Raw genomic sequence first — 26642 nt, 5'->3', positions numbered from 1 at the left:
ATGCGAAAATTATCATCAATACTTTACGTTTCACTGGCTGTGGCCCTCTGCTGCACAGGCTGCAAGAAATGGCTTGATGTTCATCCCGAGAACAATCTCAGTGACGATAAATTATTTGCAGATGCAAACGGATTCCGGATTGCACTCAATGGAGTTTACCAGCAGGCCTCAGGCTATCAACTATATGGCAAGCCACTTAGCTGGGGACTTGCATCTGCGATGGGACAGGAGTACGACCGCAATACGGTGGACGGCGATATGTACCAGGTTATGGGCTATAACTGGGATGACGATAATGTGAAAGGAATGTTCTCCGGGATCTGGTCTGCTGCTTACAATACCATCGCCAACTGCAACAAGATCATAACCGAAATAGAAAAGGCTGATACCATGATCTTCCCGCTCAAGGGCGTGGAACGGGATCTCATTCTCGGTGAAGCCAAAGCCCTGCGCGGCCTGCTGCATTTTGAACTGGTGAAATTATTTGCACCGGCGCCTATGAAGAACAGGACCGTAAATGCTATTCCCTATCAGCTTAGTTATCCGAGTTATGTAACGGCGCCTTCAACGGTGGACGTTGTAATGAAAAATGTGATCAAAGACCTGGAAGATGCACAACAGCTGGTGGTGAGGAATGATACCATCACCAATCGCAGCGCAATGAGCCAGAAGCTGCAGTCGCTGCTCTCCGGCAGCAGCCAGACGCAGGGCGGCCTCTTCTTCAATTTCAGGATGCACCGGATGAACTATGTGGCCATTCAGGGACTGCTGGCAAGAGTGTACCTCTATAATGGCGACAGGGAAAATGCCCTGAAGAAAGCCGAATTCCTGTACAAGACCTATAGTCCTGCAGGAAGATTGAAATGGTGGGCTTTCACCAATGAATCCGAATCGAAAGGAGAGAACAAATACTCGAAGCTGGTGGACGATGTGATCCTGGCTTTCTATGATACAAGACTGATCGAATATTTTGTAACCACCAAAGCCAGCTGGTATGATTTCGCAGTGTCCAGGTCTGAAGTGAATAAGTATATGCCACCCACCGAGCGAGACTACAGGAGAAATCTTATCGACGAAGCGAAATATACCTCCGCCAAATGGAATGAGAACCTCTCCACCTGGCAATGGAGAAAAGAACAGAATTCCATTATCCCTGTTCTTCGCTTCAGTGAGATCTATTATATCTACAGCGAAACACTTTTCGAAGCAGGCAGAACAAATGAGGCACTGACCGTGCTGAATCAGATCCGCAATGCAAGAGGTCGCACCACCACTTTCAGCAGTACTGTGCCCGGCGACTTCTACAAAGAGTTGTTCGATGAATTCCATCGCGAATTCCTGCTGGAAGGGCAGGTGATCTTTCAGCATAAGCGGCTGGACAGATCGCTGCAGGTGGAAACACAGACCATTCCCATGGACAACCGGTTCGTACTGGCCATTCCAGATTCGGAAACCAATTTCTAACCGACAATGAATTTGCTCATGAAACGATCTTATATTTTTTACAGCATACTGATTACAGTATTCATCTCCTGTAAAAAGGAAAATATGGATGTTTACAAGTCAGGCCACTACATCCAGTTCACCAATTCACTGGCAGATACCACCAATCTTTCTTTCTTCTTTTATCCCGGTAAGGAAGAAGTAACACTGGCCCTGCCATTGCGATTGATCGGCACCATGCCTGAAGGCAACCTGCAATATCAATTGAAGGTAGACCCGAAGGTTACAACGGCCGAAGCCAAACACTATTCATTACCGGCAAGTTTCGATTTCAGGCAGGGGCTTGCAATCGATACTGCTTATCTCACCATCAAAAAATCGCCGGAACTGGCCACCACCACATATCTCCTGGCTATCGATATCGCCAGCACCAGTGATGTGCAGCCCGGTCAAACCACTTATGCCAGGAGGATCTTCCGCATCAATGATATGGTTACAAAACCCAGCTGGTGGGATAGCAATATGGACCGCTTCTATCTGGGCGTTTACACCGAAAGGAAGTTCAGGAAATTCATGGAGTTCACAGGTGTGGGCGACCTGAGTGAGAAATCAGATACAGAAAAAACGGAACTGATCAAGCGCTTCAAATACTTCCTCATCCAGATGAAAGATGCAGGAACCCCAGTACTGGAAGATGATGGTTCCGATATGTTATCCACTATTCCAATTGCCGGCTAGGCCTAATAAATATTATCACTGATGAAAAATATGATCACCAAAATATTGTCGGCAGGCCTGGTAATATCCTTTCTTCCCGGCTGCATAAAAGACAAAGGGAATTATAAATACGACTATGGCAATTCCGTAACTATCCGGTATGCCACCTATAGCTATAATGCATTCCTGAAAGACACTATCAAAGTGTATCCCATGCGTACCTGGAGCAATCCCAATGATACCACGGAATTTGAGCATGCCTGGTTCATCAATGGCAAACAGGTTTCCGATGAGCCCATTCTCAAATATGTTGGGCAGGAGCTTGGGCAGTTTTCAGCTTACTATTACATGAAGGATAAGAGGTCTGGTATTCAGTTTCCCGCTGCCAGTCAGGTGAACCTGAACGTTACTTCACCATACGGCGCCGGCTGGGGCCTGTTGTATGAAAAGGATGGCGAATCCGAACTGGCGCACGTGCGTGTAGCTGGCACCACCTATTTCGATTATACTGGTCTGTACAAAGCCTTCAATGATGGCGAAAGCATGGGCAGTGACCCCGTGAAGATCCGCGATTATTATGTAACAGGTGGAAGAGGGATGTACGTATTGCAGAATGGCGGCCAGGGCCCCATCGAACTGGATGCGAATACCCTCAAAAAGAAACTGGTGGCGAAGAATGTGTTCACACAGGGACCGCCAACTGATTTCAAACCTGTTGATATCGGATTTTTCCCGACTACCGATTTCATGGTGAATCATAACGGAAATGTATATGCGCGTGTGCTGCCACAGAACGCACTGCCTTATGCCATTCCCTGGGTATCTACGCCACTGTATATTACCGGAGGATTGAAAGTGGGCGATATCTGGGATACCTGGACCACCATGAGCGGCTGGGGCATCCTTTACGAAAAAACCGGAAACCGTTTGCTCAGGTTACGCACATATGTTCCGAATATGGGCAATCCGGCCATTGCCATCGATACCTTTCCTGTACCTGAAGTGCCTTATCCTGCCAATTACACTTCACTGCAACGCATGGGTAACTGGCAATACGTATGGGGCGGCACTTTCAACGACGGATGGAATTTCATGGACGGAGCCCTCATCCTTCGCAGTCCTGATGATAACAATTTGTACTGGCAAACCTTCGAGTTCAATTCTGACGGCGTATTCCCAAAGATCACTCCCGGAACCCGGGTACCTTTTCAGGGTAACAGTGTAGTAACAGCGCAATCGAAGTTCACGGCAGTGAAGCCGAGGGATTATCTCTTCTTCACGGGAGGAAGCAACAATGATGAGCTCTGGTATTACGATGCAAGAACAGGTGCGCCGGTAGTAAAATATGCAACAACCCCATCAAAGATAAACGTCATCACAGCGCATGACAATGGCAATTCCATTGGCGTGGGCCTGGAAGACGGCACATTCATCGTGTACGATATCAGCAACCAGGTGATAGTGGATGGCGTGAGCAAAGAGCTGCATCGCCTCACCGGTTTGGGTAAAGTGGTGGATGTGATCGTCAAGGGCGGATACACCAACTAGTAACAATTACCTGCTTTATAAAATGAAGCGCGGCCTTACCGCTGCGCTTCATATCACTATTCTTTTATCCAAAAATCAGTAAGCAAATGAGTGCATCCATCGTGAAAGTGGAGAACCTTAGCCACCGGTACAGTGTGCAATGGGCCATCAAAGACATCAATTTCGAGCTTACCCGTAATGGTATTTACGGTTTGCTCGGTTCCAACGGCGCTGGTAAATCCACCATCATGAACATCATCTGCGGAGTGATCAAACAAACTCAGGGAGAAGTGTATATCCAGGGTGTGAGCCTCCGCAATGAACCCGTGAAAGCAAAACGCCATATCGGTTTTCTTCCCCAGCAACCACCGCTTCAGACCGATCTCACTGTTGAAGAATATCTCCGGCATTGCGCCAATATCAGGCTGATGAAACCCACAGCCGTGAAGCCAGCCATTGATGAAGTGATGAGCAAGGTTGGCATCAGCCATTTCAGCAAAAGACTGATCAGGAATTTATCCGGCGGTTACCAGCAACGCGTGGGCATTGCGCAGGCCATCATCCACAAGCCCGATTTTGTGGTACTGGATGAACCTACCAATGGGCTCGATCCCAACCAGATCCTCGAAGTACGTAACCTCATCCGCGAGATCGCAGAAGAAAGGACTGTAGTACTGAGCACGCATATCCTGCAGGAAGTGCAGGCGCTCTGCGACAATATCTGGATGATCAATGAAGGCAATGTTGTGTTCTCCGGCACACTGGATGAATTCGACAACCAGATCATGCCCAACACACTGGTAGTATCACTGATGGCTACGCCTTCTCCTGATGCACTGAAAGCCATTCCCGGTGTGATCAATGCAGACCACCTTGGCGGCACCCGTTTCCGTATCCAGTTCAGCGATGCCACTGAAGTAACCGAAAGGATCGTGGCGGCCAGTGTTACCAATAACTGGCGACTGATGGAGATCAATCTCGAAAAGAATTCGCTCGACACCATTTTCGCAGAGCTCAGCAAGAAAAGAAAGTAGCAGGCAGAGCAAGCCTCTGAACCTTAATAAAAAAAATATTTGTGATGAAAACGATTTTCAAAATAGCAAGAACGGAACTGCAAAAACTTTTTTATTCCCCTGTGGCCTGGCTGATACTGGTGATCTTCGCATTCCAGGTAGCGCTTGGTTTCACGGGCATCTTTGAAAGATTCGTCCGTCAGCAATCTTTGGGATGGAGCCTTTATGCACTTACTCCCAATACATTTGGAGGAATGATGGGAATGTTCACCAACGTGCAAACCTATCTCTATCTCTACATTCCGCTTCTCACCATGGGAGTGATGAGCCGTGAGTATGGGAATGGCGGTATCAAACTGCTCTATTCCTCACCGCTTACCAATTACCAGATCATTCTCGGAAAATATTTGTCGCTCATGATCTTCGGCCTGGTGCTGATGCTCATCCTCGGCGTATTCAGCGCTTATGCCGCCATCACTATCGAGCACAGGGATCTGCCCCTGATCCTTTGCGGAATGCTCGGCTTGTACCTGCTCATCTGCGCCTATGCAGCAGTGGGATTGTTCATGAGCTCGCTCACTTCTTATACCGTTGTTGCGGCGATGGGAACACTGGCCACACTGGCTGTATTGAATTATGTGAAAACGGTTGGACAGGAAATAGAATTCGTTCGTGATATCACTTACTGGCTGGCCATCTCAGGCCGCGCAGATACATTCATTGCCGGTATGATCACCAGTGAAGACCTGCTCTATTTCCTGGTGGTGATCTGTATGTTCATCGCATTCACCATTCTCAAACTCCATACAGGAAGAGTGCGCAGTACCTGGATCGCCAATTTCGGCAGGTATGCAACAGTGTTTGTGATTGCCATGCTTATCGGCTATTTCAGCTCCAAGCCCAAGCTGATGGGATACCTGGATGTAACGCGCACCAAAACCAATACCCTTAATCGCGCCAGCCAGGATATCGTAGCCAAACTTGATGGAGGCCTCACTGTTACTACATATACCAATATGCTGGAGGAGAATGCCTACTCGGCCCTGCCATCTTCCTACAAATGGGATGTGAGCTACAACTTTGGTCGCTATATCCGTTTCAAACCGGATATCAAAATGAAATACATCTACTATTATCACAAAGCGAAGAATGAACACCTGGATAAGCAATATCCAACGCTTAACGATAAAGAAAGGATGGATACACTGCAAAAGATCCAGGACTTCAGGTTTCCTATCCTTCCTTACAGCGCCATTTCCGGCCAGGTGAACCTGCAGCCTGAAATGTTCCGGTTCGTTCGTTTACTGGAAAGAGAGAACGGACAAAAAACTTTCCTCCGCATCTTCGACGATCCGCAACGTTTTCCTTCAGAAGCAGAGGTCAGCGCAGCATTCAAACGCCTGACGGAAAAACTGCCTACAGTAGGGTTTCTCGGCGGACATGGTGAAAGGGAAAGCAATAATCCTTTCGACAGGGGCTACAAGATGTTTGCGCAGGAAAAAACATTCCGTCATGCACTCATCAACCAGGGCTTCGATTTCACAGATATTGTACTTAACCAGCCAATCCCTGACAGTATCCGCATCCTCATGATCGCTGAGCCCAAACGCGTGCTGAATGATGATGAAAAGAAAATATTGCAGCAATACATTGATCGCGGTGGTAACATGCTCATTGCGGGTGAGCCTGGCCGTCAGGAAGTGATGAACAGTTTCACAGAACAATTCGGCGTCAGCTTCCTGAAAGGAACGCTGGTAAAACCTTCTGAGAAATACCAGCCGCAACTCCTTACCCTGAAACCCACCAAAGCCGCTACCAAATTTTCTTACTATTTCGATTATATGCTCAAGAGGGAAGCCCTGCTTACAATGCCCACCAGCGGCGGATTGCAGATAGACAGCAGCAAAGGCTTCAAGGTTACCACCCTCTTCACATCCGATTCAACAGGTAGCTGGAATGAAACGGAGACCACAGATTTTGTGGATGATTCAGCCGTGTTCAATCCCGCGGTTGAAAAGATGGAACCCATTCCAACTGTTGCTGCATTGTCGAGAACAATAAATGGAAAAGAGCAAAAGATCCTCGTAACGGGTGATGCAGACTGGCTCAGCAACGGAGAGCTGGGAATGTCGAGAAAAGATCTGCCAGCTGGAAATTTCTATCTCATCAATGGTGGTTTCAGCTGGTTGTCTGACGGCGAAGTACCGATAGATATGCGCCGCCCTCCGATGCCGGACAAAGCACTCAAAGTGGGTGAATCCGGTTGGAAGCTGAGCGATATTTTCCTGAAATGGGTATTCCCTGCAGTACTGGCGGTTTGCGGACTGCTGATCTGGATCAGGAGAAGAGGCAGATAGAACTTTATCATCGATCGATCATACTATGAACTTCATTACAGATAAACAAACGCTGGACGATCTGAACATTTTCGGAAAAAGAGGAAAACAATCCATCTATTCCATTTTTAACCGTACCTGTTCCAGAGGGGGAGCGGAACAACTGGAACAAATGTTCCGCTATCCTCTTTCTGATACAGATGCCATCAACCGTCGTGCGGGTATCATCAAATATTTCCAGCAACGCAGGCAGTCGTTCCCTTTCCGGAGTGATCAGTTCGATGCAATCGAACAATACCTCAGCAATACGGATGAGCGAAGTCAACTCGCACATGAAAGCAATACACTGGAAAGGAAATTCAAGACCCTGATCGGATCCGATACGGAATACCAGTTGCTGGCCAAAGGCGTGTCGTCACTGGTGGAGGTATCGCATACGCTGAGGAAACTCTCCGGTGAATTGGTGAAGGAGGCAGGCGCGGCTGGCTATCAGCCTGATCTGCAGGTGATGCTGGAAATATTGGAATCCGAAGCATGGCAGTCTGTATTCGACCGGAAACCCGGATCAAAACTGAGCTTCGACGATAATGCCCTTCTGGACAGATTGTTCCGTTACCAGCATCTTGATAAAGTGCGCACCTTGCTTCATCACCTGTATACGTTGGACGTGTACATCGCTGTGGCTGCGGTGGCTACTGAGAAAGGATATGTTTTTCCGGAAGCCATCAGTCGCGAGTTGCACAGTATCCATCTCGAGAATGTATATCATCCGCAGCTGGAGAAACCAATCGGCAATAATTTGTCTGTGACTCCCGGCAGCAATGTGCTTTTCCTGACCGGGGCTAATATGGCCGGCAAATCCACTTTCATGAAATCCTTAGGCATCGCGCTTTTCCTGGCGCATATGGGATTTCCGGTGGCTGCTTCCAGAATGCAATTCTCTGTTCGCGATGGCATGTTCACCACCATCAATCTCAGCGATAACCTCAATATGGGATACAGTCATTTCTATGCAGAGGTATTGCGTGTGAAGAAAGTGGCGGAACAATTGCATGCCAACCGGAACATTTTCGTGATCGTGGATGAATTGTTCCGCGGCACCAATGTGAAAGATGCCTATGAAGCCACAGTGGCCATCACCGGTGCTTTTGCACGGAAGACCAATTGCATGTTCGTGGTGAGTACGCATATCATGGAAGCAGGCGATACATTGAAACCAAACCATGCGAATATCAATTTCATGTACCTCCCTACCAAAATGGACCAGCAGAAACCGGTGTACACCTACAAGCTGGAGCGAGGTATTACGGAAGACAGGCATGGAATGGTGATCATCAATAATGAGGGTATCATCGATATCCTGAAGCAGGGACTTAACAATTAATCAAGTATGGCATTCATTGCAGACAATCAAACACTGGACGATCTCAATATCAGGGGAAGGTACAAGAGCAATTCGCTGTACAGCATCTTCAACCAGACCCGTACACATGGAGGCGCATTGCTGATGGACCGCATGTTCAATCATCCGCTTACCGATGAGAAGGCCATCAATAAACGAAGCGCTTTGTTTCGGTATTTCCAGGAAAAAGGATATGCCTTCCCGGTAGATACCGATGATTTTGGCGTGATGGAAACATACCTGCTTTCAGGTGGTGGACAGGGATGGGTAAGCAATGCCTTGCAGGTAACGAGAAGAAGATCGCTGAAAGCGATGGGGCTAATGCAGGAATACCAGTTGTTCAATAAAGGATTCTACACTACGGTCAGTCTGTTGCGGCAATGGCATTCGTTCTTTAAGCAAATAGATGAACAAGATAGTCCGCTTAAGGAAGAACTGGCAGCTTTTCACCAATTGTATAGCCATGAAAAGCTGACCTGGCTCATGGATCCCGTGAAAGAAGGTTCTTTCAACGGGATCCGGGTGGCCAATTATGATCACCAGTTGAGAAATGTGCTGCACGATCAAATGAAAGCATTTCTACAGCTGATCTACCTGATAGATGTTTGCATGGCCGTATCGGATGTGGCCCGGGAGAAAGGATTCGTGTATGCGGAAGCGTTACCACGGGATGCCCGTATCATTTCCGTAAGGGATTGCCGGCATCCGGGACTTGATAAAGCCATTGGTAATGACCTCACGCTAAACAGGGAAACCAATATGCTCTTCCTCACCGGGGCCAATATGGCGGGCAAATCCACATTCATGAAATCCTTTGGCGTAGCGGTATACATGGCGCATATGGGATTTCCCGTGGCTGCGGCTTCCATGAGGTTTTCTGTAAGGGATGGGATCTATTCTTCCATCAATGTACCAGACAACCTGGATATGGGCCTGAGCCATTTTTATGCAGAAGTGCTGCGTGTAAAGAATGTGGCAGAGGAAGTGGCCTCCAAAAAAGACCTGCTGGTAATCTTCGATGAACTGTTCAAAGGCACTAACGTGAAAGACGCTTACGATGCCACGCTTGCCGTGGGAGAGGCATTCTCCGCATACAGGAATTGTGCTTTCATCATTTCAACACATATCATCGAAGTGGGAGAAGTGCTGATGGAAAAATGTAATAATCTACAGTTTGAATACCTTCCTACGGTAATGGATGGACCAATACCAAGATACACTTACAAAATGCAGCAGGGCATTACTTCAGACAGGCATGGCATGATGATCATCGAAAACGAAAAGATCCTCGAAATAATCGGCTGATATTTCCTTCTCATGTGTAATAACACAAAGGCCCCGTCTGTTACCGGGGCCTACTTAAAGCCTCCCGAATGTTTTGCGCATCGTATTGATCTACTTCTTCGGGGAATAATGAACCGTCTTTTAGATATCGGAATTTCAGATTCCGGATCTTTCCAAATACTTCATCCATGGAATCTATGTATGGAGGAGAGAAATGTTCATAGTCCTTTTCAAATTTGTCTTTATCATAAAGTACCCATGTGATCCTGGGACTACAATTTCCTAAGTATATGGTAGATTCAGGTTTTCCCAAAAGGATAATTGCTGTTCGGGTTAGATTCCCATTAACCATTATTTTGGATTTTATCAAAAAAGTTGCATCATCCCAGGTATCTACTTCATTCGCTAATCTTGGGTTCTTAATTCTATAATTACTGCGAGCCTTTAATATAGCCTGGGGATCAAGATCCGACAAGGAACTGTTGGGGCAAACTGCCGAACTCCAGTCGTCATTTTTGAATAATGGTTCACTAAGTATCGTTTCTTTTCTTGAATGTGTCATTTCGATTAGTGAATCACCGCTTCGTTGCCATGCCTTTTTATGTGCAATTACAGGTTGCCTGGGTGAGTGTTTGGGGATATGTATAATCCAAATGGTCTTTTTAGAATCACTGGTAGTAATGGGTTCAACCCACAATCCTTCGCTAACAAGAAATGTACAATTTCCGAGAATTCTACCAGGCAAATTTTCTCAAAAGATATTGGGTCAATTCACTTGCAGTCATTTCTTTGCTGGAGTTTTATTGCCAGGCAAAATTACTCCAAACCAAACTAACCTTGGAAATTTTGGAAATTAAAAAGGTTCATAAGATCTGCATCTTGTGAACCTTCTTAATTCATTAGATCTTGTTTTCAATCAGAGACAAAATCTTAGATCATTTCTTAATCCGGGTATCCCGTATTCTGTGGTTTGAGATTTTGATTGAGATCGATCTCGAACTGCGGAACAGGAAACAATACGTGATAAGGTTTGATATTGGCCGTGCCCTTTGCTTTAAGTGTGGATTCCAGCAATCCGGTACGGACGAGATCGAACCAGCGCTCACCTTCGAAACATAGTTCCAGCCGGCGTTCGTTTAGGATTGAGTCACGGAGCTGGTCCTGCGTAAGTCCGGAGAACAACGGAAGACCTGCGCGTTGGCGGATACTGTTGATGGCTTTGTAGGCATCATTGTCGTCAACGGGCGTATGCACTTCATTGTAGGCTTCAGCGAAAGTGAGCACTACTGTTGCATAGCGCATGAGCGGATAATTATTGTCTGACTGGTTTTCAGTTTTTGCGTCGGCATCGATCCATTTATTGCAATAGTATTTGTTGTCTGTGCCTTTTGTGAAGAAAATGGCTTTGCGTTTATCATTCACCTGGAAGGCGTCATAAAGTTCCTGAGTAGGTTGGAAGGAGCCGAACCCACGACCACCCACCGCATTGTTCTCCTGTGCGAAGAAGGCGATGAGGTTTCCTCCCTGACCGGCAGGACCGCTCACGAATTGCGCATCAAAGATGGCTTCTTTGCCGAATTCATTTTTGATATCAAAAACATCTGCATAGTCATCCCAGAGTCCGTATCCGAATCCTGATGCCGGCGCCATTACTTCAGCTGCTTTATCAGCTGCAAGCTGATATTGTTTCTGCGTGAGATAAACACTCGCGAGAAAGGCGCTGGCCGCACCTTTGGTGGCGCGTCCCCGGTCTGCACCGGAATAGGTAGGAGGGAGCACGCTCTCTGCTGCTTTGAGATCATCGATGATCACTTTGTAAACATCGGCTTTGGGACTGCGTTTAGGGTATTCGAGCTCTGCCAGTGATTTCAGTGCTTTGGTCACCAGCGGAAGATCTCCAAACAAACGTACAAGATGGTAATAATAGAATGCGCGGAGGAACTGCGCTTCTCCCACCAGTCTTGCACGAAGGTTCTCATCCATATTGATGGCCGGTACGCGGTCTATCACGTTATTGGCATAGGCGATGCCCTGGTAGAAATTGGTCCAGGTTTCGCGGAGGATGCCATTTGTGGGTGTGTGAACATAATTGTCGAGCTGCACACGATCGTTGTTGTTGGGCAGCGGGAACATATTGTCTGTAGTGATCTCACCAAGAATGGCGTAGTTCCTGGTTACGAAACCATTGTTACGCACTGGCGCATAGGCTGCTGTTACAGCTGCGATGGCATCACTGCGGGTGCGATAGAAGTTTTCAGGGGAGATGAAGTTGGCAGGGTTCTCGTCCAGCTTACGGCAACCAGTAAACGCCACCAGCAACATTCCGAATATGATTAAAATGCGTTTCATGATAATAGTTTTGATGCTGTGAGCAATTAAAGTGTGATGTTCAGTCCAATCAGGATGGCTTTGTTGGCAGGGTAGCTGCCATAGTCGATGCCCTGGCTCAGTGTTTCCTGGTTGAAGCGGCTCACTTCGGGATCATAACCTGAATAGTCGGTTTTTGTCCAGAGGTTTTGTCCGCTCAGGTACAATCTCACGGAAGTAAGTCCTGCAGGTTTCAGCCATTTTTCCGGCAGGTTGTAACCGATCTGGATATTGCGCAGGCGCAGGTATGAGCCGTCTTCCACCTGTCTGCTGGTAACCTGGTAGGGCTGACCTACAGAAGCGGCGCGGGGCATAACCTGGCTGGGATTGGTGGGTGTCCAGCGATCGAGAACGGCTGTGGATTGATTGCTCACGCCGGTCATTGATTCCTGTTCAAATCTGTTGATGTTGAAAATGCTGTTGCCGTATACTCCCTGGAAGAATACTGCCAGGTCGATGCCTTTGTACGAAAAATTATTTGTGAAGCCGTAGATATAATCGGGCTGTGCTTTGCCGAGTATCACGCGATCGGAAGAGTTGATCACGCCATCAGCTTTTATATCCTTGTAGCGACGTTCGCCGGGTTTTGCATTTTTCTGTGCAGACTTGGCGATCTCTTCAGCGTTCTGGAAGATACCATCTGTTACCAGTCCGAAGAATACACCAACGGGTGAGCCTACGCGAAGAATGCCTGAGTTGGCGAGTTGCAGGTGACCACTGGCGCCGCCCACCGGAATATCGCCGGTTACATTACCAAGGTCCAGGATCTCGTTCTTGTTCCAGGCGATGTTGAAGCTGGTGCTCCATTCGAAATCCTTTCCGGCAAAGTTGATGGTGTTCAGTGTAAGCTCAATGCCTGAGTTCTTCACTTTACCAACATTCTGCAGGGAGGTGGAAAAGCCCGTGGTGATGGGCAGGCTTACATTGTAGAGCAGGTCCCTGGTTCTTTTCTCATACCAGTCGGCAGTGACCTGGATACGGTTCTTGAAAAGACTGAGATCAAGGCCGAAGTCCATCTGCGCTGTGGATTCCCATTTCAGATTGGGATTGCCTACGCGGTTGGGTGCATAACCAACGGAGAGTGTGTTTCCAAAATTGTAGTTCTGTGTTCCCAATGCACCGAGTGATTGAAACTGACCGATCTCCTGGTTACCAGTAAGGCCATAGCTGGCGCGGATCTTCAGATCATTGACGGCGCTGATACCGCTCATGAAGTTTTCATTGGAGACCCTCCAGGCAACGGAGCCGGAAGGGAAGAAAGCATATTTGTTGCCTGCACCGAAACGTGATGATCCGTCACGGCGGCCTGTGAGGGTCAGCAGGTATTTACCATCGTAATCATAGTTGATACGTGCGATCCAGGATTGCAGTAACCATTCGTTCTTGTTGGAAGCGCCGGTATTGGTCTGCTGCGCAGTTCCGAGGTTATTGTAAAGCAGGATATCATTGGCGAAGTTCTGCGCGTTGGCGCGCACATCTTCATAATTACCATTCTGGAAAGTATAACCTACTATTGCATTGATGCGATGAACGTCTGCAATCGTTTTGCGATAAGAGATCGTGTTCTCGTTCAGCCATTCTGCATTCTGTGCATTGTATATGCTGGCTGTTCCGTTATTGGCAACGCCGGAATAAATGGTTCGTGGAAGATAGGTACTGCTCTTTTCATATCTCATATTGGTACCCAGCAGCGTCTTGATGAAGAGACCTTCCATGATCTTGAATTCAAGTGTGGCATTACCGATGGCGCGTGTGGCCACATTGGTATTCCAGCTTTCATTGGCCATGGCCACGGGGTTACTGATGAGGATGCCACCGGACCTGTTGTTGATGGTGTAAGTGCCATCGGGATTGTGAACAGGTACGGTAGGTGAGAAGTTCAGCGCCCCGTATACCACACCGGCGCCTGCACCACCATCGCCATCGGTATTCACAAGTGTACCCTTGGTGCGCGAGATGGTGGCACTCACGCCGAGCTTTAAGCGCTTATTGATCTCCTGGTCCAGGTTGAGGCGAACGGATCCTCTTGAAAAACCTGTATTGATCACAATACCTTGTTGATCGAAATAGTTTCCGGACACAGCATACTGTGATTTATCCGTACCGCCAGAAAAAGTGAGCTGATAGTTCTGGATCGGCGCTTCGCGGAAGATCTCATCCTGCCAGTCTGTTCCTGCACCAAAGCCCTTGATCTGCTCCTCGGTGAAGGGTAACGGTTTGGGATAGCCGGCATTGCCCTGGTTGTCTTTGTTCACATTGGCAACGCCTTCATTGATCACTGTGGCCAGTTGTTCTGCATTGAGCATGGGGATCTTCTTCCTTACTTTCTGAATGCCGTAGTATGATTCAAACTGGATCTGGTTTCTGCCGGCCTTGCCTCTTTTGGTGGTGATGATCACCACACCGTTGGCGCCGCGAGAACCGTAGATAGCTGTAGCAGATGCGTCTTTGAGGATCTCTACTGATTCGATATCGTTGGGGTTGATGGCTGGTCCGTTCTCATTATATAACGGATAACCATCCACTACGTAAAGCGGCTCATTGCCACCCTGGATGGAGTTGCCACCGCGGATGCGAATGGAGATGCCGCCGCCGGGCATGTTGGAAGAGGTACTCACTCTCACACCGGCAGCACGACCGGCCAATGCCTGCGATAAGGATGCAGCAGGCACCGCTTTGAGATCCTTTCCGCTTACAGAAGAAATAGACCCGGTGATATCTCCCTTGCGGGCGGTACCATAACCGATCACCACCACCTGGTCCAGGTTTTGATCCGATAAAGCCAGTGTTACATCTATCGCTGTTCTGTTGTTCAGTGCGATCTCCTGGCTGGCGAAACCGGCGTGGGAAAATACAAGTGTTGCATTGACAGCAGCACTGATCTGGAATTTTCCCTGTGCATCGGTACTGGTACTGGCGCTGGTGCCTTTCACATGCACGGTCACCCAGGCGAGTGGTGTTCCCTTTGCGTCTTTAACTGTTCCTGAAATAGCTGTTTCCTGTGCGGACAGCGAACCGGAAAATAAAATGGTCAGCAGCCAAACAATCGAAAGCTGCCGGAATACAAGCTGTAAGCGGGGGCGCTTACGGATTGCAACATGATCTAAAAGGCTAAATGGTTGAAGCATGGCAATTAGTCTTAATCGTTAAAAAATTCCCTGGAAGGTTTTACTTGAAATGAAATGTGGAACTGAGCAGTCTGTCAAAATAATCGGTGCAGCATAAAAATATACACGGTCCAATATGGCCGTGAAAGAGTAGGGCACTACTTAAACCCTACAGGTAAAAATTTCATGGAATACTACTTTGTTTGGACACTACAATGCCCCTACAATCAGTAATCAATTTGCTGATTGGTAAAAACTTAGATGGATTTGGAAGATGAAAGGCCGGCAAGGAAATCTGCCAGGTTCACATCAGGCTGAAGACCTAATTTCCTTCTCAGGCGATACCTGGCAACCTCCACACCTTTGGCAGTGATATTGAGAAGCTGCGCAATTTCCTTTGAGCTGAGATTCATGCGCAGATATGCGCAAAGCTTGAGCTCGTTGGGTGTGAGGATGGGATACATCGCTTTAAGCGTATTGAAGAAGTCCATGTTCACACTATTGAAATGGATGGCAAACTTGTCCCAGTCTTCATTGCTCTTTTCCACTTCACGTATTAACCGAAGAAGATTCTTGTGGGAAGCCGCATTGTCGGAAGGAGATTCTTTTTTGATGAGTGAGGAAATGATCTCCCTGATCTTTTTAAGTACTTCGCCGCGCTGCACCAGGTTGATGGTCATGGTGAGCAGTTCCCTGTTCTTGAAATTGAGATCGGTTTCCAGCTTCTGGTTCTTCAGTTCCACAATTTCTTTTTCATTGCGGTCCAGTTCCAGTTGATGCAGGTATCGCTGGTGTTCGCGTTCTTTCCGGTGTTTTCTTTGCTGCCAGCGCAGCATTTGGTACACAGTGCTGAGCGCTATCAATATGTAAAGAGTGAAGATCCAGTAACTGTTGTACCAGGCCCGATTCACTTTAAAATTATAATTGACGATACCCGATTCGTTCCGCCGGTTGTTGCGCGCTTTCACAGAGAAGGTGTAACTGCCTGGAGGAAGGTTGGTATAATCTTTTTCGCTGCGGCTGCTCCAGTGGCTCCATTCTTTATCGAAGCCGCGGAGGATATAAGAGAACTCGATGTTGCGGAGTTGTTCGAAGAGCGTACTGGAATATTCGAAGTGCAGGGAGTTGAGATGGGCGGGTAGTGATTGTACGGAATTGGCCTTGAAAGGTACTACTGTTCCGCCTTCCAGGGCATGACCGCCAAAGAGGATGCTATCTCTTTTCCCTTCTGCTTTTACCTGGCTGAGTAATATATCGGGTTTGTTCTGCTGCTCGCAGTACTTCTTATAATTAAGGTGTATAATGCCTTTGTTGGCTGCGATGAAAATATTCTCTTCATTCAGCGGGTAGATGGATTCATAGCCTGCCAGAACCAGACCATCCAGCTCGGGGAAATATTGAATGCTGTAATTCCAGCCATTGGCGGGCTTATGAAAATCCACGATGCCCAGTCGTTTATTGGAGATGAACCAGAGGTTGCCTTTACTGTCTTCATGCAGGTACTGGATGTTCATTCCTTTCAGGATGGCATTCAGATTGGGTGATACCTGAAATCTGTTCCTTGCCGGATCGAATTCGTAGATGCCATCCACTGATGTGCATACCACGCGGTTCTTCACACGAAAAATATAATTACCGTTATCATCCGGCAAGCCGTCCCTGCTTCCGTAGAGTTTCATTTGCGCAATGCTGGCGAAGTCAGGCGAGAGCAGTATCCTGAAGATGCCTCTGTTGGGGTGCGATGCCCAGAGGGTGCGGGTATTGTTGTCGAAAGACATGAAGCGAAGGGATTCCATCAGTCCCTGGATATTGCCACGATCCTTGAACTGATCATTCACGAAACTGATCAGTCTTAGTCCGGTGTATGTTCCAGCAATGATATTCGATGTAGGATAAACGGGAGAAGTGGGTTTGAAGAGCCAAGATCCTGCAGTCTTGTAAATTTTTTGCGCGCTGTTGTTCTTCACGATCATGCCACCATCTTCATGGCCGATAAAAAGATGATCATTGATCTCATCCAGGTTCCAGACCTGTCCGGTGGTGTTCTGCACTTCTGTGAAAGAACCTGCTGCCTGGCTGAAATCGCTGATGCCCGGATTCACGGGAGCGGCATAAAGTCCGTTTGAGGTTCCGATGTAGAGCTTGTTCTGATAGAAACGTGTTGCGTAACCCGTTACCTGTTTGGTTTTATCAGGATAGATGAATTTGACGGCGCTGTTGATGGATAACTGATCGATGCCATCATCCAGGCCGATCCACAGATTCCGGTTCCGGTCCAGCATCAGGCTGCGAACATTGTTCTTCTGCAGGCCTTCGCGATAGGAATAGGTCTGGATATGTTCGCCTTCTTTGTTGAGGATCACCACGCCGGCAGAGTTGGTGCCGAAGGCGAACCAGTTACTGTTCACTATGGCTGTGCAGTAGAGACGATCATTGCGGAACACATCATCCGCCATTGTTTTTTTGGGGACGAGTGTATTATCATAAAGGAGAAAGAGACCATTGCGCATAGTGGCTACCAGGATCGTGTCCTTGCCATATTCCATCATGGACGTGATGGGTGTTTGGTCCAGCACGGGGTGATTGCATACGGGGCGCCATACGCCATTATCGTACATCAATATGCCTTTGCCGCCTTCCTGCGCGTATACGCGGTTGCCGGCCTCTCCCATGAAATCCCATGTGGTGCCGGGTTTGAACACATTCATCAATCCATCTTTGTACTGGATGATCTTGGCTCGGGACCGGAAGAACACCTGGTCTCCCACCACTACCAGGTTCCAGATATCTGCGAACCTTCTTTCTTCTTCGGGAAGCAATGCATTCAGACTGGTATACCTGAGTTTGCCGGAGGCATCGGGAAAGAAATAACCGATCTCTGCCTGGCCTCCGATAAAGATGCGGCCCGAGGCATCGATCTTTAAGGAGCGGATCACTGTTTGATTGGGCAGTTTGTACCGTTTCCAGAATTTTCCATCGAAACAAAGCAGTCCTTCACTGTTGCCGAAATACAGCATGCCGTTCACATCCTGGCCAATAGCCCAGTTCTGTACACCAGCTTTATAATCATAACTATGGTAATTGACGATCTGGGGTAATCCGATCTGATTCTGACCCTGGAGACTGGTCAGCAGCAAGCAAAAGAGAGCACACAGCAGCGTCTTCATCGCAATGATACATTTTTCTCAGTGAACGAAACCTGGATGCCTGTTAGTTGGAGAATGAATTTAGGATAAAATCACTACTTACGCAAAAGCCCCGGCAATTACCGGGGCCTTTAATTTTTTATCTGCGTACGCTTATGACGGATTCACATATTCCTGCACGCGGCAATTGCCGCCGTCTTTGGCGCTGACTTCTCCATTGATCACTTCTATTGTTTTCCCATCGCCATCAGTATTGCTGGCTTTGAAACTGAAAGTGGCTTTGAAGCTGGTCTTGGAATGTTCCGTAACAATAATGGAGCCTGTGCTGCTCTGCGACGATGTGAGGTAATTGTCTGTTTGAGTGAATCCGAAAGAGAATGTGACATTGCCGCTGCCATCAAAAGTATAGGTGCCCGGACCATTATAATTATTGATGATGATCTGCATATTGTGAATATCGGTAGAATCGGTATAGTCGCCGTCATGACTGATGGTCAAATGTTCGTTCACCCGGTTCACTGTTACACCCGATGCTTTCCATTCGCGTGCGCCAAGCGTAGCCTTGATCATACAGTCGGCTGTAGGGGCAGGAGATGCAGCAGTAGTGCTGGTATTGCTGCTATCTGTAGGGGTGTTAATTGTTGCTGTTGATGTAAGACTGTCTGCGTTTTTCGTCTGTTCTTTAGAGTTTGCATTGTCGTTACATGCCATCATCATAGTGATGAACACCGCTGGTAGTAAGCCTTTTGCCGCTTTCATAATATGCATAGCTGAATAAGTTTTTATTTGAGAGGTAAAGATATTTAAAAAAGAAAAAATTATCTTTCAATACTATAATTCAATTTACATGAGATCTTCATTTTACCGCCTGCTTCTTGCCTCAGGCATGATTTCCCTGCTTGCTTTCCAATCCTCCGCTCAAACAAGATTTTCTGCTGATAAAAAGTTTTTGAAGCAGATCGGTGGAGAGTTCATCAATGCCGGTTCCCAATACAAAGTGATGATGAAGGAGCTACCCGCAGGAAAGTTCCCCCGCAATTACGATCCTGCTGCAAAGAAATTTGAAGCGAGCGGACCGGGTTGGTGGTGCAGCGGATTCTATCCCGGCACTTTGCTCTATCTCTGGGAACAGACGAAAGACAAGCAGCTCTGGAATGAATCGCAGCGCATACTGGGTTTACTGAAATCCCAACAGTTCAATACCGGCACACACGACCTCGGCTTTATGATGTACTGCAGTTTCGGCAACCTGCAAAGGCTGCAACCGGCTGACAGTACAAAGGATGTGCTGGTGAAAAGCGCAGCATCACTCAGTACCCGGTTCAATCCTGCTGTTGGTTGTATCAAATCCTGGAACTCTCCTGATTCTTCGGAGTTCCTGGTGATCATTGATAATATGATGAACCTGGAATTGCTGTTCTATGCCACAAAGGTTACCGGCGATTCCTCTTTCTACAAGATTGCCGTAACGCATGCCAATACCACCATGCAACATCATTTCAGGAATGATAACAGCTCTTATCATGTTGTGAATTACAATAAGCATACCGGAGAAGTGATACAGCGGAGAACTGCCCAGGGATATGCTGATGAGTCGGCCTGGGCACGCGGTCAGGCATGGGGGTTATATGGTTATACCATGACCTATCGCGAAACGAAAGATCTACGTTACCTGCAGATGGCGGAAAAGATCGCTGCCTTTATGCTTGATCATCCGAACCTTCCCGCAGATATGGTCCCTTACTGGGATTACAATGCGCCTGATATTCCAAATGCCCCGCGGGATGCATCTGCAGGAGCTGTGATGGCGGCAGCTTTGCTGGAGCTTTGCACCTATGCAGATGATGCGGCTGCAAAAAAATATTACGCGGCTGCGGAAAGGATCTTGAAATCATTATCTGCGCCTGTGTATAAAGCAGCGCCCGGAACCAATGGAGGTTTTATTTTGATGCATAGTGTGGGCCATTTGCCCGCGAAGTCTGAGATCAATGTAGGGATCAGTTATGCGGATTATTATTATGTGGAAGCATTGAAGAGGTATAAAGAAATGGCAGGAAGAAAATAAAGTAAAATAAGAATTTTGCAATAGGTAGCAATTTGGTTACTTTTTATTTGGTAGCTTAATTGCTACTTTTATTCTGGGGTTAGATAGAAATCAGACAGTCTGGTAGTCATAAGATTTTCAAGAACCCCAATTCCGGAGAAATAGTGGCAGTTCCGTTTCACGGAAGTAAGGAGGTAGGCACCAGACTAGCTTTTTCCTTATTGAGGAAGTTGAAGAAGTGAGCTGAGCGAAAACAATTCGTTTCTTTTAAAATGGTCCATTATGAAATCAAAATCGAATTCATTAAAACTGGATATTGTTATTGAAAGGCATGATGGTATTTTGTGGGGAAGGATCGGGAACCGTGGAAACTTCACGCCTACACCTTACGGTAACAATACCTGGGAAGTGATCGATAACCTCAAAAAGTTGATCACGGATTATGTCAAACATAAAGGTAAGAATGATAAATTCTGGAATAAGATCGATGTCAGCAAACTCGACTTTGAGTTCAGTTATGATCTGCAGGCATATTTCCAGGAGCATGATTATCTCAATATCACTTCAGTTGCAAAATTTGCCGGATTGAATCCGGGCCTGGTAAGGCAATATGCAAGCGGCGTGAAATATCCTTCCAATGAACAGGCGAACAAACTGCGCATAGCGATCCAAAAGATTGCTTCAGACTTACTGGCGCATACTATTTATGTTGCCTGATCTTATAAACAAACAAGCCGCTCACTTTTACGCGAGCGGCATGTTCCATTTTTCTCGAAATAAATTATTCAGCGGCGTTCAGTACCCTGAGCCCTGCGGCCTTGGCTATATCCGCCCAACGATAATATTGAAAAGTTCTGTCTGTACTCATCGCTACAAACAATCCTCCGGAAAATCCGGGAAGGCTCACGGATGTTGTTTCGCTGCCATCGCTTTCCTGTGTGGAGAAAGGAAGACCGGCAATAAGCGTATGTTCATTCGGGTTAGTCTTGCTTCCTTCTCTCGGATAGAAATTGAAGCGATTGGCCTGTTGATCGGAAACCACAATGTAACCAGTGCCATCGGGGAATTTGTAGAAGGAGATCCCTTCGATGTCTTCTTTAAAATCCTTTTGACCGAAGAAGGCCAGTTCTTCATTGCCTTTGGCCGGATCAGCATGATATTTATGAATGCCAGCCTGCTCATCGGAGTAATAAATATAACCGTTCTCATTATCCACGGCGATGGATTCAATCTCTTTCTTGCCGCTGTATTCACCGAACTTACGAACGAGCTGCATGGCGGGTTGTCCTTTATCATCCAGGATCCGGTACTGCCAGAGGTAGGAACCTGAAGGGCCTGTCTTTCTTCCTACCACAACAAAGCTGGCATTGTCAGATGGCCTGGTGTATACGGCAATGCCCATGGGCTTGCGTGCGGTTTCGCCTTCGAATACTTCCAGTCCTGTTCCCAATTCCTGCATATCCGGGAGAGAGAAGAACCGAAGCTTGTTGGTTTCGCGTTCCGTTACGATGGCGAGGTCTTTCTTTTGGCCGCCCAGCATCACACCATAAGCGATGTCCACATTGTTGGGGCGTTGCAGTCCAACCACTTTGCGAACGATCTTTCCGTTCAGGTCGAATGCATAGAGGCCGCCGCCTGTTTCTTTATCGGTGCCTATGACGAGGCTTTGTGATTTGTCGGTTGGATGGACCCAGATGGCCGGATCATCCGTATCGAAGGGTACTTTTTCTGTTACCACCGCTGGTTTGAGCGCATTGGGATCCAGTGCTGCGATCTTCTTTTGCTGGCTGCAGCTCAGCAGGGAGATGGTGAACAGGGATAATAATATATGCTTCATCAACATGTTTTAACGATCAGTGTAATTTACTTTACGAGGTCAAATTTCACGCCCAGGTTGAATTTAGATCCATAGTATTCAACTTGTGCGGTCCTGTTCTTTTCGCCCTGATAATAACGGAGGGGTTGGTTGGTGAGGTTGTTGGCCTCTGCAAAGATCCTCCATTTTGGTGTGATGGCATAAGAAGCGTTGGCATCGAGGAAGAATTGTTTATCGTAGAACCTGTCGTAGAAGCTATCTGCATTGTAACCCGCGTCATCACTATCATCAACATACGAAGAGGTATAGTTGGCGGAGAGCCTGGCAGAGAAACGTTTTGTTTCGTAGCTCAGAGATGCATTGAAGATATTGGGAGCTGCACCTGGCAATTTCACATTGTTGCGCACGAGTGTTCCCTCTGCATCATAAATGCTTTTGGCTTTGGAATGCGTGTAAGTATAGTTGAAATATACTCCAAAACCTTTCCAGAAGCCTGGCAGGAAATCGAGTTGACGCTGAACCGCCACTTCAAATCCGTACACATCAGCGCCATCACCATTGCGACGTTGAATGAAAGTGTAGTTGTCACCAGGAGCGATTGGATTGGTGAGATCGGGATATGCCCTGGCGAATTTTTCGGAAGTGAAATTATTATCGATATAGGTGTAGAAGAAACCATCCAGCTTCTTGTAGAATACGCCTGCTGATACGATACCTACTGTTTTGAAATAGTACTCGGCCATCAGGTCGAGATTGGAAGATTTCACGGGCTCCAGTGTTGGGTTACCGGCTTCGATCTCATTGTCGCCTGGTTTCACGTTGAAATAAGGAACCAGGTCGAAATATTTGGGACGGGCCAGGGTATTGGTCCAGGCCGCTTTCATCACAAAGTAATTGCTGAAGCGGTATTTGAGGTTGATATTGGGAAGAACGTCTGTGTAACTATTTTTCTCGGGTGCCTGTCCTTTGAACACGTCTTCATCTTCGATGATATTACCGGTGTAGTCGATATTGGTATGCTCCACGCGAATGCCGAGGTTCACGGAGAATTTCTCGGTGATATCCTGCTTCAGCATCAGGAAGCCGGCGGTGATCAGTTCCTTTGCTTTGTAGTTGCCGGAAAGATATTCGGCGATGGCGTCAGTCTCTTCAAATTGTGCAGGGTCTTTGAAGTTGAGTCCACCAAGGTATTTTGGATCGATGAACTGACCTGCTTTGTATTTACTGCCGGGATAGAAGCTGCTGTTGGTCTTATCTACCAATGGCAGTTCGGAAATATTGTCTGCGAAATCTACGGGCTCGTATTCAAAGAAAGTATTGTTGCGTTCTTTGGTCTTGCTCCTGATACGACCACCAAGTTTCAGCCAGCCTTTTTGCTGGGGGATGATGCTTACAGGGTATTCGAGATTGAGCTTTCCGTTGAAGTCTTCTTCGAACTGGTCCTGGAATTGTTCTGTCAATTCATCCAGTTTATCGTATCCGGAGAGTGGTGTGTTATCGGAAAGGACGGGGAATTTGGCATCAGTGATGGATTGGTCCACGGTGATATTCCTGCGGCGCATGGCGATATATCTTTCATTGGGCCTTTTCTCTGAAGCTTTCGCGTATTGTGCGCTCCAGTTGGCGCGAAGCCTTCCAAAGATATGATCTCCCTTGAGAGCGAGTGAGCGTACACGTTGATCTTCCAGGCGGCGGTTCTCGCTGCGGTTGTTATCGGCTCCGCCTTTTGTCTGGCGGAGTACTTCGCCGTTGTTGAAGCCGGTGATCTCTCCATTATCATCATAGATCAGTTCGCCGGGTTTGATATCATCCAGTTTACCGCGGAAACGGTGACGGAGGCGGAAGCGGCTTTCCTTGTCATCGCGCCAGTTATAGCTACCGGTGAGCGTGAGGGTATGCAGTGCATTGATCTTGTAATCGAAGGTGGCGGCGGCGCTGCGACGGATGCGCAGTTCATCGTACACCCTTACGTCATGGTCGTTCACAAATACTTTACCGTTTGCGTCTTTGCTCCATACGGCTTCCACGTTGTCCGAGCCGAATTTATTACGATTGTAGGAACCGCTGAAAATCATGCCCAGTTTATCTTTTAGTACACGGGTTCCGATAACAACGCTGGCTGTTCCGTTCCAGCCATTGTCGCGGATCGGACTGAAACCTCCGGCCAGTGTGCCGGAGAGGCGGAAGGCGCCGGGTGTGGAACGGGTAACCAGGTTCACGGAGCCGCCGATAGCGTCTGCATCCATGTCTGCAGTGAGTGTTTTGTTCACTTCAACCGTTTGTACCATATCTGTAGGGATCAGGTCCATCTGGATACGGCGGTTATCGCCTTCTGCAGAGGGGATGCGTTCACCGTTGAAGGTAACGGAGTTGAACTCCGGGCCCATACCGCGAACTACAATATTGCGCGCTTCGCCCTGGTCGTTCTGCATGGTGATACCCGGAACGCGCTTGATGGCATCTCCAATATTGGCATCAGGAAAGCGACCGATCTGATCAGCGCTGATGATATTGGTGATATTATCTGAATTCTTTTGCTGGTTCAGGGCCTTGGCCTGGCCTTTCATGCGATCACCCATTACGAGTATGGATTGCAGTGAGTTGGAACCGGATTGTAGTTTGGCAGTGAGCTCTACCGGCTTGCCGCCATTTTCGAAATCGAGTTTGAGGGTTTGATAACCGATATAGGTAACCGTAATGGTATGTTTTCCGTTGGGCACATTCATGAGGGTGGCAATTCCATCATTGCCGGAAACTGCGCGGGCGCCTTTTTCATCCAGCTGGATACTGGCGCCGGGCAGGAGGAGGCGTTGCTCATCTGTCACTTTGATCTTGATGATGGCAGATTGAGCCATAGCGATGCTGGTCAGCAAGGTAGCTACCAGTACTGCGTACAATTTTTTCATAAACTGAATTGTTGGTGAGTATGGGATATTTCCCGGCGCGAAGGTATTTGAAGCGCAGTGCAGGGGCCCATTCCGGCATGTTATGCAATGTTGAAGTAATTGTTAGGGGAATATGAAGAGAAATGAAGAAGCTTTGATAATGAAGGAGTTCCTAAATATTGAAGGCAGCAGCTCCGCAGATGATGAAGAAGACCATCAGTTGTTCGTCCGAGAATTTCATCCGCAGTTGAGCGAGGGCTTTCGCTTTATGTTCTTTCACAGTAAAAACGGAGATGCCGAGCTTTTCGGCGATCTCTTCATTTTTCAAACCATCAAAATAGATCATTCTGAAAACCTGCTGCCTTTTCTCCGGCAGTTTTTCGATCTCCTGGTAAATGGAGCGCATCAGTTCGGAGCGGATCATTTGTTGCAATACAAGTTCATCTCCTTTCTGATCATCGAGGTAATGCATCTCTTTCTGAAAATTGTTTTTCACCTTCTGGTGACGGAGATGGTTAAGCGAAGCATTCCGGGTTGCTGTGTAGAGAAAGCTTTTGATGCTTTGCGGCTGATCGAAGGCTGTGCGTTTGTTCCAGAGTTTGAGATAACTGTCTTTCACGATGTCTTCGGCATCACTCATGGATCCTAACAGTTGTTCGGCAAAAAAACAGAGAGGCCTGTAATACTGTCTGAAGAATACAGTAAAGGCCTGCTGATCTCCTTGCCGGAATGCAGGAATGAGGTTGTCGTCAAAATCATTGATGTCTGTCATTAGCTCTGGCGTGCAGGCAGGAACCTGCAATGATGCTGGCTAAGTTAGGGAATTCAACATAAAACAGGCAGGGTGAATGGTTACAAAAAAATAATTTGAAATGGACTAGTTCAATTATTGAGGGAGGGTGTTCTAGGTTCATTCATCATCCCATAACCCAGATTAGTTATGCTTTTTAGAAGTACTGCTCAATTCCGGAAAATGGCTGCAGTGTTTATACTTGCAGGAACGCTGGCATCCTGTGGTGGAGGCCCGGCGGCGCCACCGGAACGAAAAAAGTTCCCTATGTTCACAGACAATGGTCAGGCTGCGGATATTCCGTTGTTTTCCCTGGCCACTCCTGATGCCAAATCAGGGCTGCCATTTGCAACAGGTTCAGTAGATTTGTCAACTGATGGAGGGGCCAGTTCCTACTACTCCCTTTCTTTACCTGACCCGAATTATGATTCTCTGGCGCTCAGCCTGGTAAACAACTACAAACCGTTAGCCTTGTCTTTTTTGAGCCAATGGGCCAAACAGAGTAATGGCAAGGGTTTCATCATCGATCTGCGCAGTAATGCGATCAATGGGAACCGCCAGGATTATTCTGTTGAGTTTGCTGGCAACACAGTGCCTGTTGTATTGCTGTGGGACAATCGTTCTGCTTCAAGGGCTGAAACCTTTCTGAACAGCGCGCAACAGATCTCCGGATTCAGCATCAGCGCTAAAAAGAAAGCTAACAACAATAGCTGTTTTTGATCTATTGATCATCGGATCCGGTAAGGCTCCGGCCAGACTGAAAAA

19 protein-coding genes are annotated in these 26642 nt (G+C 47.4%); 11 read left to right on the top strand and 8 right to left on the bottom strand.

The genetic code is table 11. The features are described from left to right. The 7 genes from FSB84_RS02605 (at nt 1) to FSB84_RS02575 (ending at nt 9743) form a co-directional block, all read left to right on the top strand. Entirely contained in the window at nt 1–1464 is a 1464-nt protein-coding gene (locus tag FSB84_RS02605; protein WP_130543037.1) for a RagB/SusD family nutrient uptake outer membrane protein, read from the top strand. A gap of 18 nt (nt 1465–1482) precedes the next feature. Next, nucleotides 1483–2181 carry a DUF4843 domain-containing protein gene (locus FSB84_RS02600; protein WP_158643755.1) on the top strand — a complete coding sequence of 233 codons (699 nt, stop codon included), beginning with the start codon at nt 1483–1485 and terminating at the stop codon, nt 2179–2181. Between the two features lie 21 nt (nt 2182–2202). Next, nucleotides 2203–3708: a PKD-like family lipoprotein gene (locus tag FSB84_RS02595; RefSeq protein ID WP_130543039.1), complete on the top strand. Its 1506-nt coding sequence runs from the start codon at nt 2203–2205 to the stop codon at nt 3706–3708. 86 nt (nt 3709–3794) lie between these two features. Continuing rightward, nucleotides 3795–4721: an ABC transporter ATP-binding protein gene (locus tag FSB84_RS02590; RefSeq protein WP_130543040.1), complete on the top strand. Its 927-nt coding sequence runs from the start codon at nt 3795–3797 to the stop codon at nt 4719–4721. A gap of 44 nt (nt 4722–4765) precedes the next feature. Continuing rightward, entirely contained in the window at nt 4766–7057 is a 2292-nt protein-coding gene (locus FSB84_RS02585) for a Gldg family protein (RefSeq protein ID WP_130543041.1), read from the top strand. A gap of 25 nt (nt 7058–7082) precedes the next feature. After that, nucleotides 7083–8420, top strand: coding sequence for a MutS-related protein (locus tag FSB84_RS02580; protein WP_130543042.1), 1338 nt, complete (start codon nt 7083–7085; stop codon nt 8418–8420). Between the two features lie 6 nt (nt 8421–8426). Next, nucleotides 8427–9743 carry a MutS-related protein gene (locus tag FSB84_RS02575; protein WP_130543043.1) on the top strand — a complete coding sequence of 439 codons (1317 nt, stop codon included), beginning with the start codon at nt 8427–8429 and terminating at the stop codon, nt 9741–9743. 40 nt (nt 9744–9783) lie between these two features. Here FSB84_RS02575 and FSB84_RS02570 read toward each other — a convergent pair whose 3' ends face one another. From FSB84_RS02570 to FSB84_RS02550, 5 genes are all read right to left on the bottom strand, one after another. Further along, entirely contained in the window at nt 9784–10284 is a 501-nt protein-coding gene (locus FSB84_RS02570) for a hypothetical protein (protein ID WP_130543044.1), read from the bottom strand. 380 nt (nt 10285–10664) lie between these two features. After that, nucleotides 10665–12071: a RagB/SusD family nutrient uptake outer membrane protein gene (locus tag FSB84_RS02565; protein ID WP_130543045.1), complete on the bottom strand. Its 1407-nt coding sequence runs from the start codon at nt 12069–12071 to the stop codon at nt 10665–10667. A 26-nt stretch (nt 12072–12097) separates the two neighbouring features. Beyond that, on the bottom strand, nt 12098–15217 hold the full coding sequence (locus tag FSB84_RS02560; protein WP_130543046.1) for a SusC/RagA family TonB-linked outer membrane protein: 3120 nt from the start codon (nt 15215–15217) through the stop codon (nt 12098–12100). Between the two features lie 236 nt (nt 15218–15453). Then, entirely contained in the window at nt 15454–18363 is a 2910-nt protein-coding gene (locus tag FSB84_RS02555; RefSeq protein ID WP_130543047.1) for a triple tyrosine motif-containing protein, read from the bottom strand. Between the two features lie 132 nt (nt 18364–18495). Beyond that, entirely contained in the window at nt 18496–19110 is a 615-nt protein-coding gene (locus tag FSB84_RS02550; RefSeq protein WP_130543048.1) for a DUF6252 family protein, read from the bottom strand. A gap of 79 nt (nt 19111–19189) precedes the next feature. Between FSB84_RS02550 and FSB84_RS02545 the strand changes: the two genes are divergently transcribed. The 3 genes from FSB84_RS02545 (at nt 19190) to FSB84_RS02535 (ending at nt 21103) form a co-directional block, all read left to right on the top strand. Beyond that, nucleotides 19190–20407: a glycoside hydrolase family 88 protein gene (locus FSB84_RS02545; RefSeq protein ID WP_130543049.1), complete on the top strand. Its 1218-nt coding sequence runs from the start codon at nt 19190–19192 to the stop codon at nt 20405–20407. An 83-nt stretch (nt 20408–20490) separates the two neighbouring features. Then, entirely contained in the window at nt 20491–20628 is a 138-nt protein-coding gene (locus FSB84_RS31620; protein WP_130543241.1) for a type II toxin-antitoxin system HicA family toxin, read from the top strand. 40 nt (nt 20629–20668) lie between these two features. Then, the gene (locus FSB84_RS02535) at nt 20669–21103 is read left to right on the top strand and encodes a hypothetical protein (RefSeq protein WP_130543050.1); all 435 of its coding nucleotides are present in this window, start codon (nt 20669–20671) and stop codon (nt 21101–21103) included. A 64-nt stretch (nt 21104–21167) separates the two neighbouring features. Here FSB84_RS02535 and FSB84_RS02530 read toward each other — a convergent pair whose 3' ends face one another. From FSB84_RS02530 to FSB84_RS02520, 3 genes are all read right to left on the bottom strand, one after another. Beyond that, nucleotides 21168–22223, bottom strand: coding sequence for a phytase (locus tag FSB84_RS02530; protein ID WP_130543051.1), 1056 nt, complete (start codon nt 22221–22223; stop codon nt 21168–21170). Between the two features lie 26 nt (nt 22224–22249). Beyond that, a complete protein-coding gene (locus tag FSB84_RS02525) occupies nt 22250–25108 on the bottom strand; it encodes a TonB-dependent receptor (protein WP_130543052.1) in 2859 nt (952 codons plus the stop codon). Nucleotides 25109–25259: 151 nt separating this feature from the next. Continuing rightward, nucleotides 25260–25859, bottom strand: coding sequence for an RNA polymerase sigma-70 factor (locus FSB84_RS02520; RefSeq protein ID WP_130543053.1), 600 nt, complete (start codon nt 25857–25859; stop codon nt 25260–25262). Between the two features lie 201 nt (nt 25860–26060). On the opposite strand from FSB84_RS02520, the gene FSB84_RS02515 reads away from it, so the two are divergent. Further along, on the top strand, nt 26061–26597 hold the full coding sequence (locus FSB84_RS02515) for a S41 family peptidase (protein WP_130543054.1): 537 nt from the start codon (nt 26061–26063) through the stop codon (nt 26595–26597). Nucleotides 26598–26642: the final 45 nt, after the last annotated feature.

Source organism: Pseudobacter ginsenosidimutans, from assembly GCF_007970185.1.
In the GTDB taxonomy this organism is placed as follows: domain Bacteria; phylum Bacteroidota; class Bacteroidia; order Chitinophagales; family Chitinophagaceae; genus Pseudobacter; species Pseudobacter ginsenosidimutans.
Note: the sequence above shows the minus strand (reverse complement) of the source record. Positions and strands in the feature narration are given on the sequence as shown.

What these genes read in the sequence shown, in the direction of transcription:
- FSB84_RS02585 (WP_130543041.1), top strand. Translation starts at nt 4,766, where the DNA reads ATGAAAACGATTTTCAAAATAGCAAGAACGGAACTGCAAAAACTTTTT.
- FSB84_RS02525 (WP_130543052.1), bottom strand. Translation starts at nt 25,108, where the DNA reads ATGAAAAAATTGTACGCAGTACTGGTAGCTACCTTGCTGACCAGCATC.
- FSB84_RS02590 (WP_130543040.1), top strand. Translation starts at nt 3,795, where the DNA reads ATGAGTGCATCCATCGTGAAAGTGGAGAACCTTAGCCACCGGTACAGT.
- FSB84_RS02550 (WP_130543048.1), bottom strand. Translation starts at nt 19,110, where the DNA reads ATGCATATTATGAAAGCGGCAAAAGGCTTACTACCAGCGGTGTTCATC.
- FSB84_RS02570 (WP_130543044.1), bottom strand. Translation starts at nt 10,284, where the DNA reads ATGACACATTCAAGAAAAGAAACGATACTTAGTGAACCATTATTCAAA.
- FSB84_RS02545 (WP_130543049.1), top strand. Translation starts at nt 19,190, where the DNA reads ATGAGATCTTCATTTTACCGCCTGCTTCTTGCCTCAGGCATGATTTCC.
- FSB84_RS02605 (WP_130543037.1), top strand. Translation starts at nt 1, where the DNA reads ATGCGAAAATTATCATCAATACTTTACGTTTCACTGGCTGTGGCCCTC.
- FSB84_RS02555 (WP_130543047.1), bottom strand. Translation starts at nt 18,363, where the DNA reads ATGAAGACGCTGCTGTGTGCTCTCTTTTGCTTGCTGCTGACCAGTCTC.
- FSB84_RS02565 (WP_130543045.1), bottom strand. Translation starts at nt 12,071, where the DNA reads ATGAAACGCATTTTAATCATATTCGGAATGTTGCTGGTGGCGTTTACT.
- FSB84_RS02515 (WP_130543054.1), top strand. Translation starts at nt 26,061, where the DNA reads ATGGCTGCAGTGTTTATACTTGCAGGAACGCTGGCATCCTGTGGTGGA.
- FSB84_RS02595 (WP_130543039.1), top strand. Translation starts at nt 2,203, where the DNA reads ATGAAAAATATGATCACCAAAATATTGTCGGCAGGCCTGGTAATATCC.
- FSB84_RS02580 (WP_130543042.1), top strand. Translation starts at nt 7,083, where the DNA reads ATGAACTTCATTACAGATAAACAAACGCTGGACGATCTGAACATTTTC.
- FSB84_RS02530 (WP_130543051.1), bottom strand. Translation starts at nt 22,223, where the DNA reads ATGAAGCATATATTATTATCCCTGTTCACCATCTCCCTGCTGAGCTGC.
- FSB84_RS02575 (WP_130543043.1), top strand. Translation starts at nt 8,427, where the DNA reads ATGGCATTCATTGCAGACAATCAAACACTGGACGATCTCAATATCAGG.
- FSB84_RS02600 (WP_158643755.1), top strand. Translation starts at nt 1,483, where the DNA reads ATGAAACGATCTTATATTTTTTACAGCATACTGATTACAGTATTCATC.
- FSB84_RS02520 (WP_130543053.1), bottom strand. Translation starts at nt 25,859, where the DNA reads ATGACAGACATCAATGATTTTGACGACAACCTCATTCCTGCATTCCGG.
- FSB84_RS02535 (WP_130543050.1), top strand. Translation starts at nt 20,669, where the DNA reads ATGAAATCAAAATCGAATTCATTAAAACTGGATATTGTTATTGAAAGG.
- FSB84_RS02560 (WP_130543046.1), bottom strand. Translation starts at nt 15,217, where the DNA reads ATGCTTCAACCATTTAGCCTTTTAGATCATGTTGCAATCCGTAAGCGC.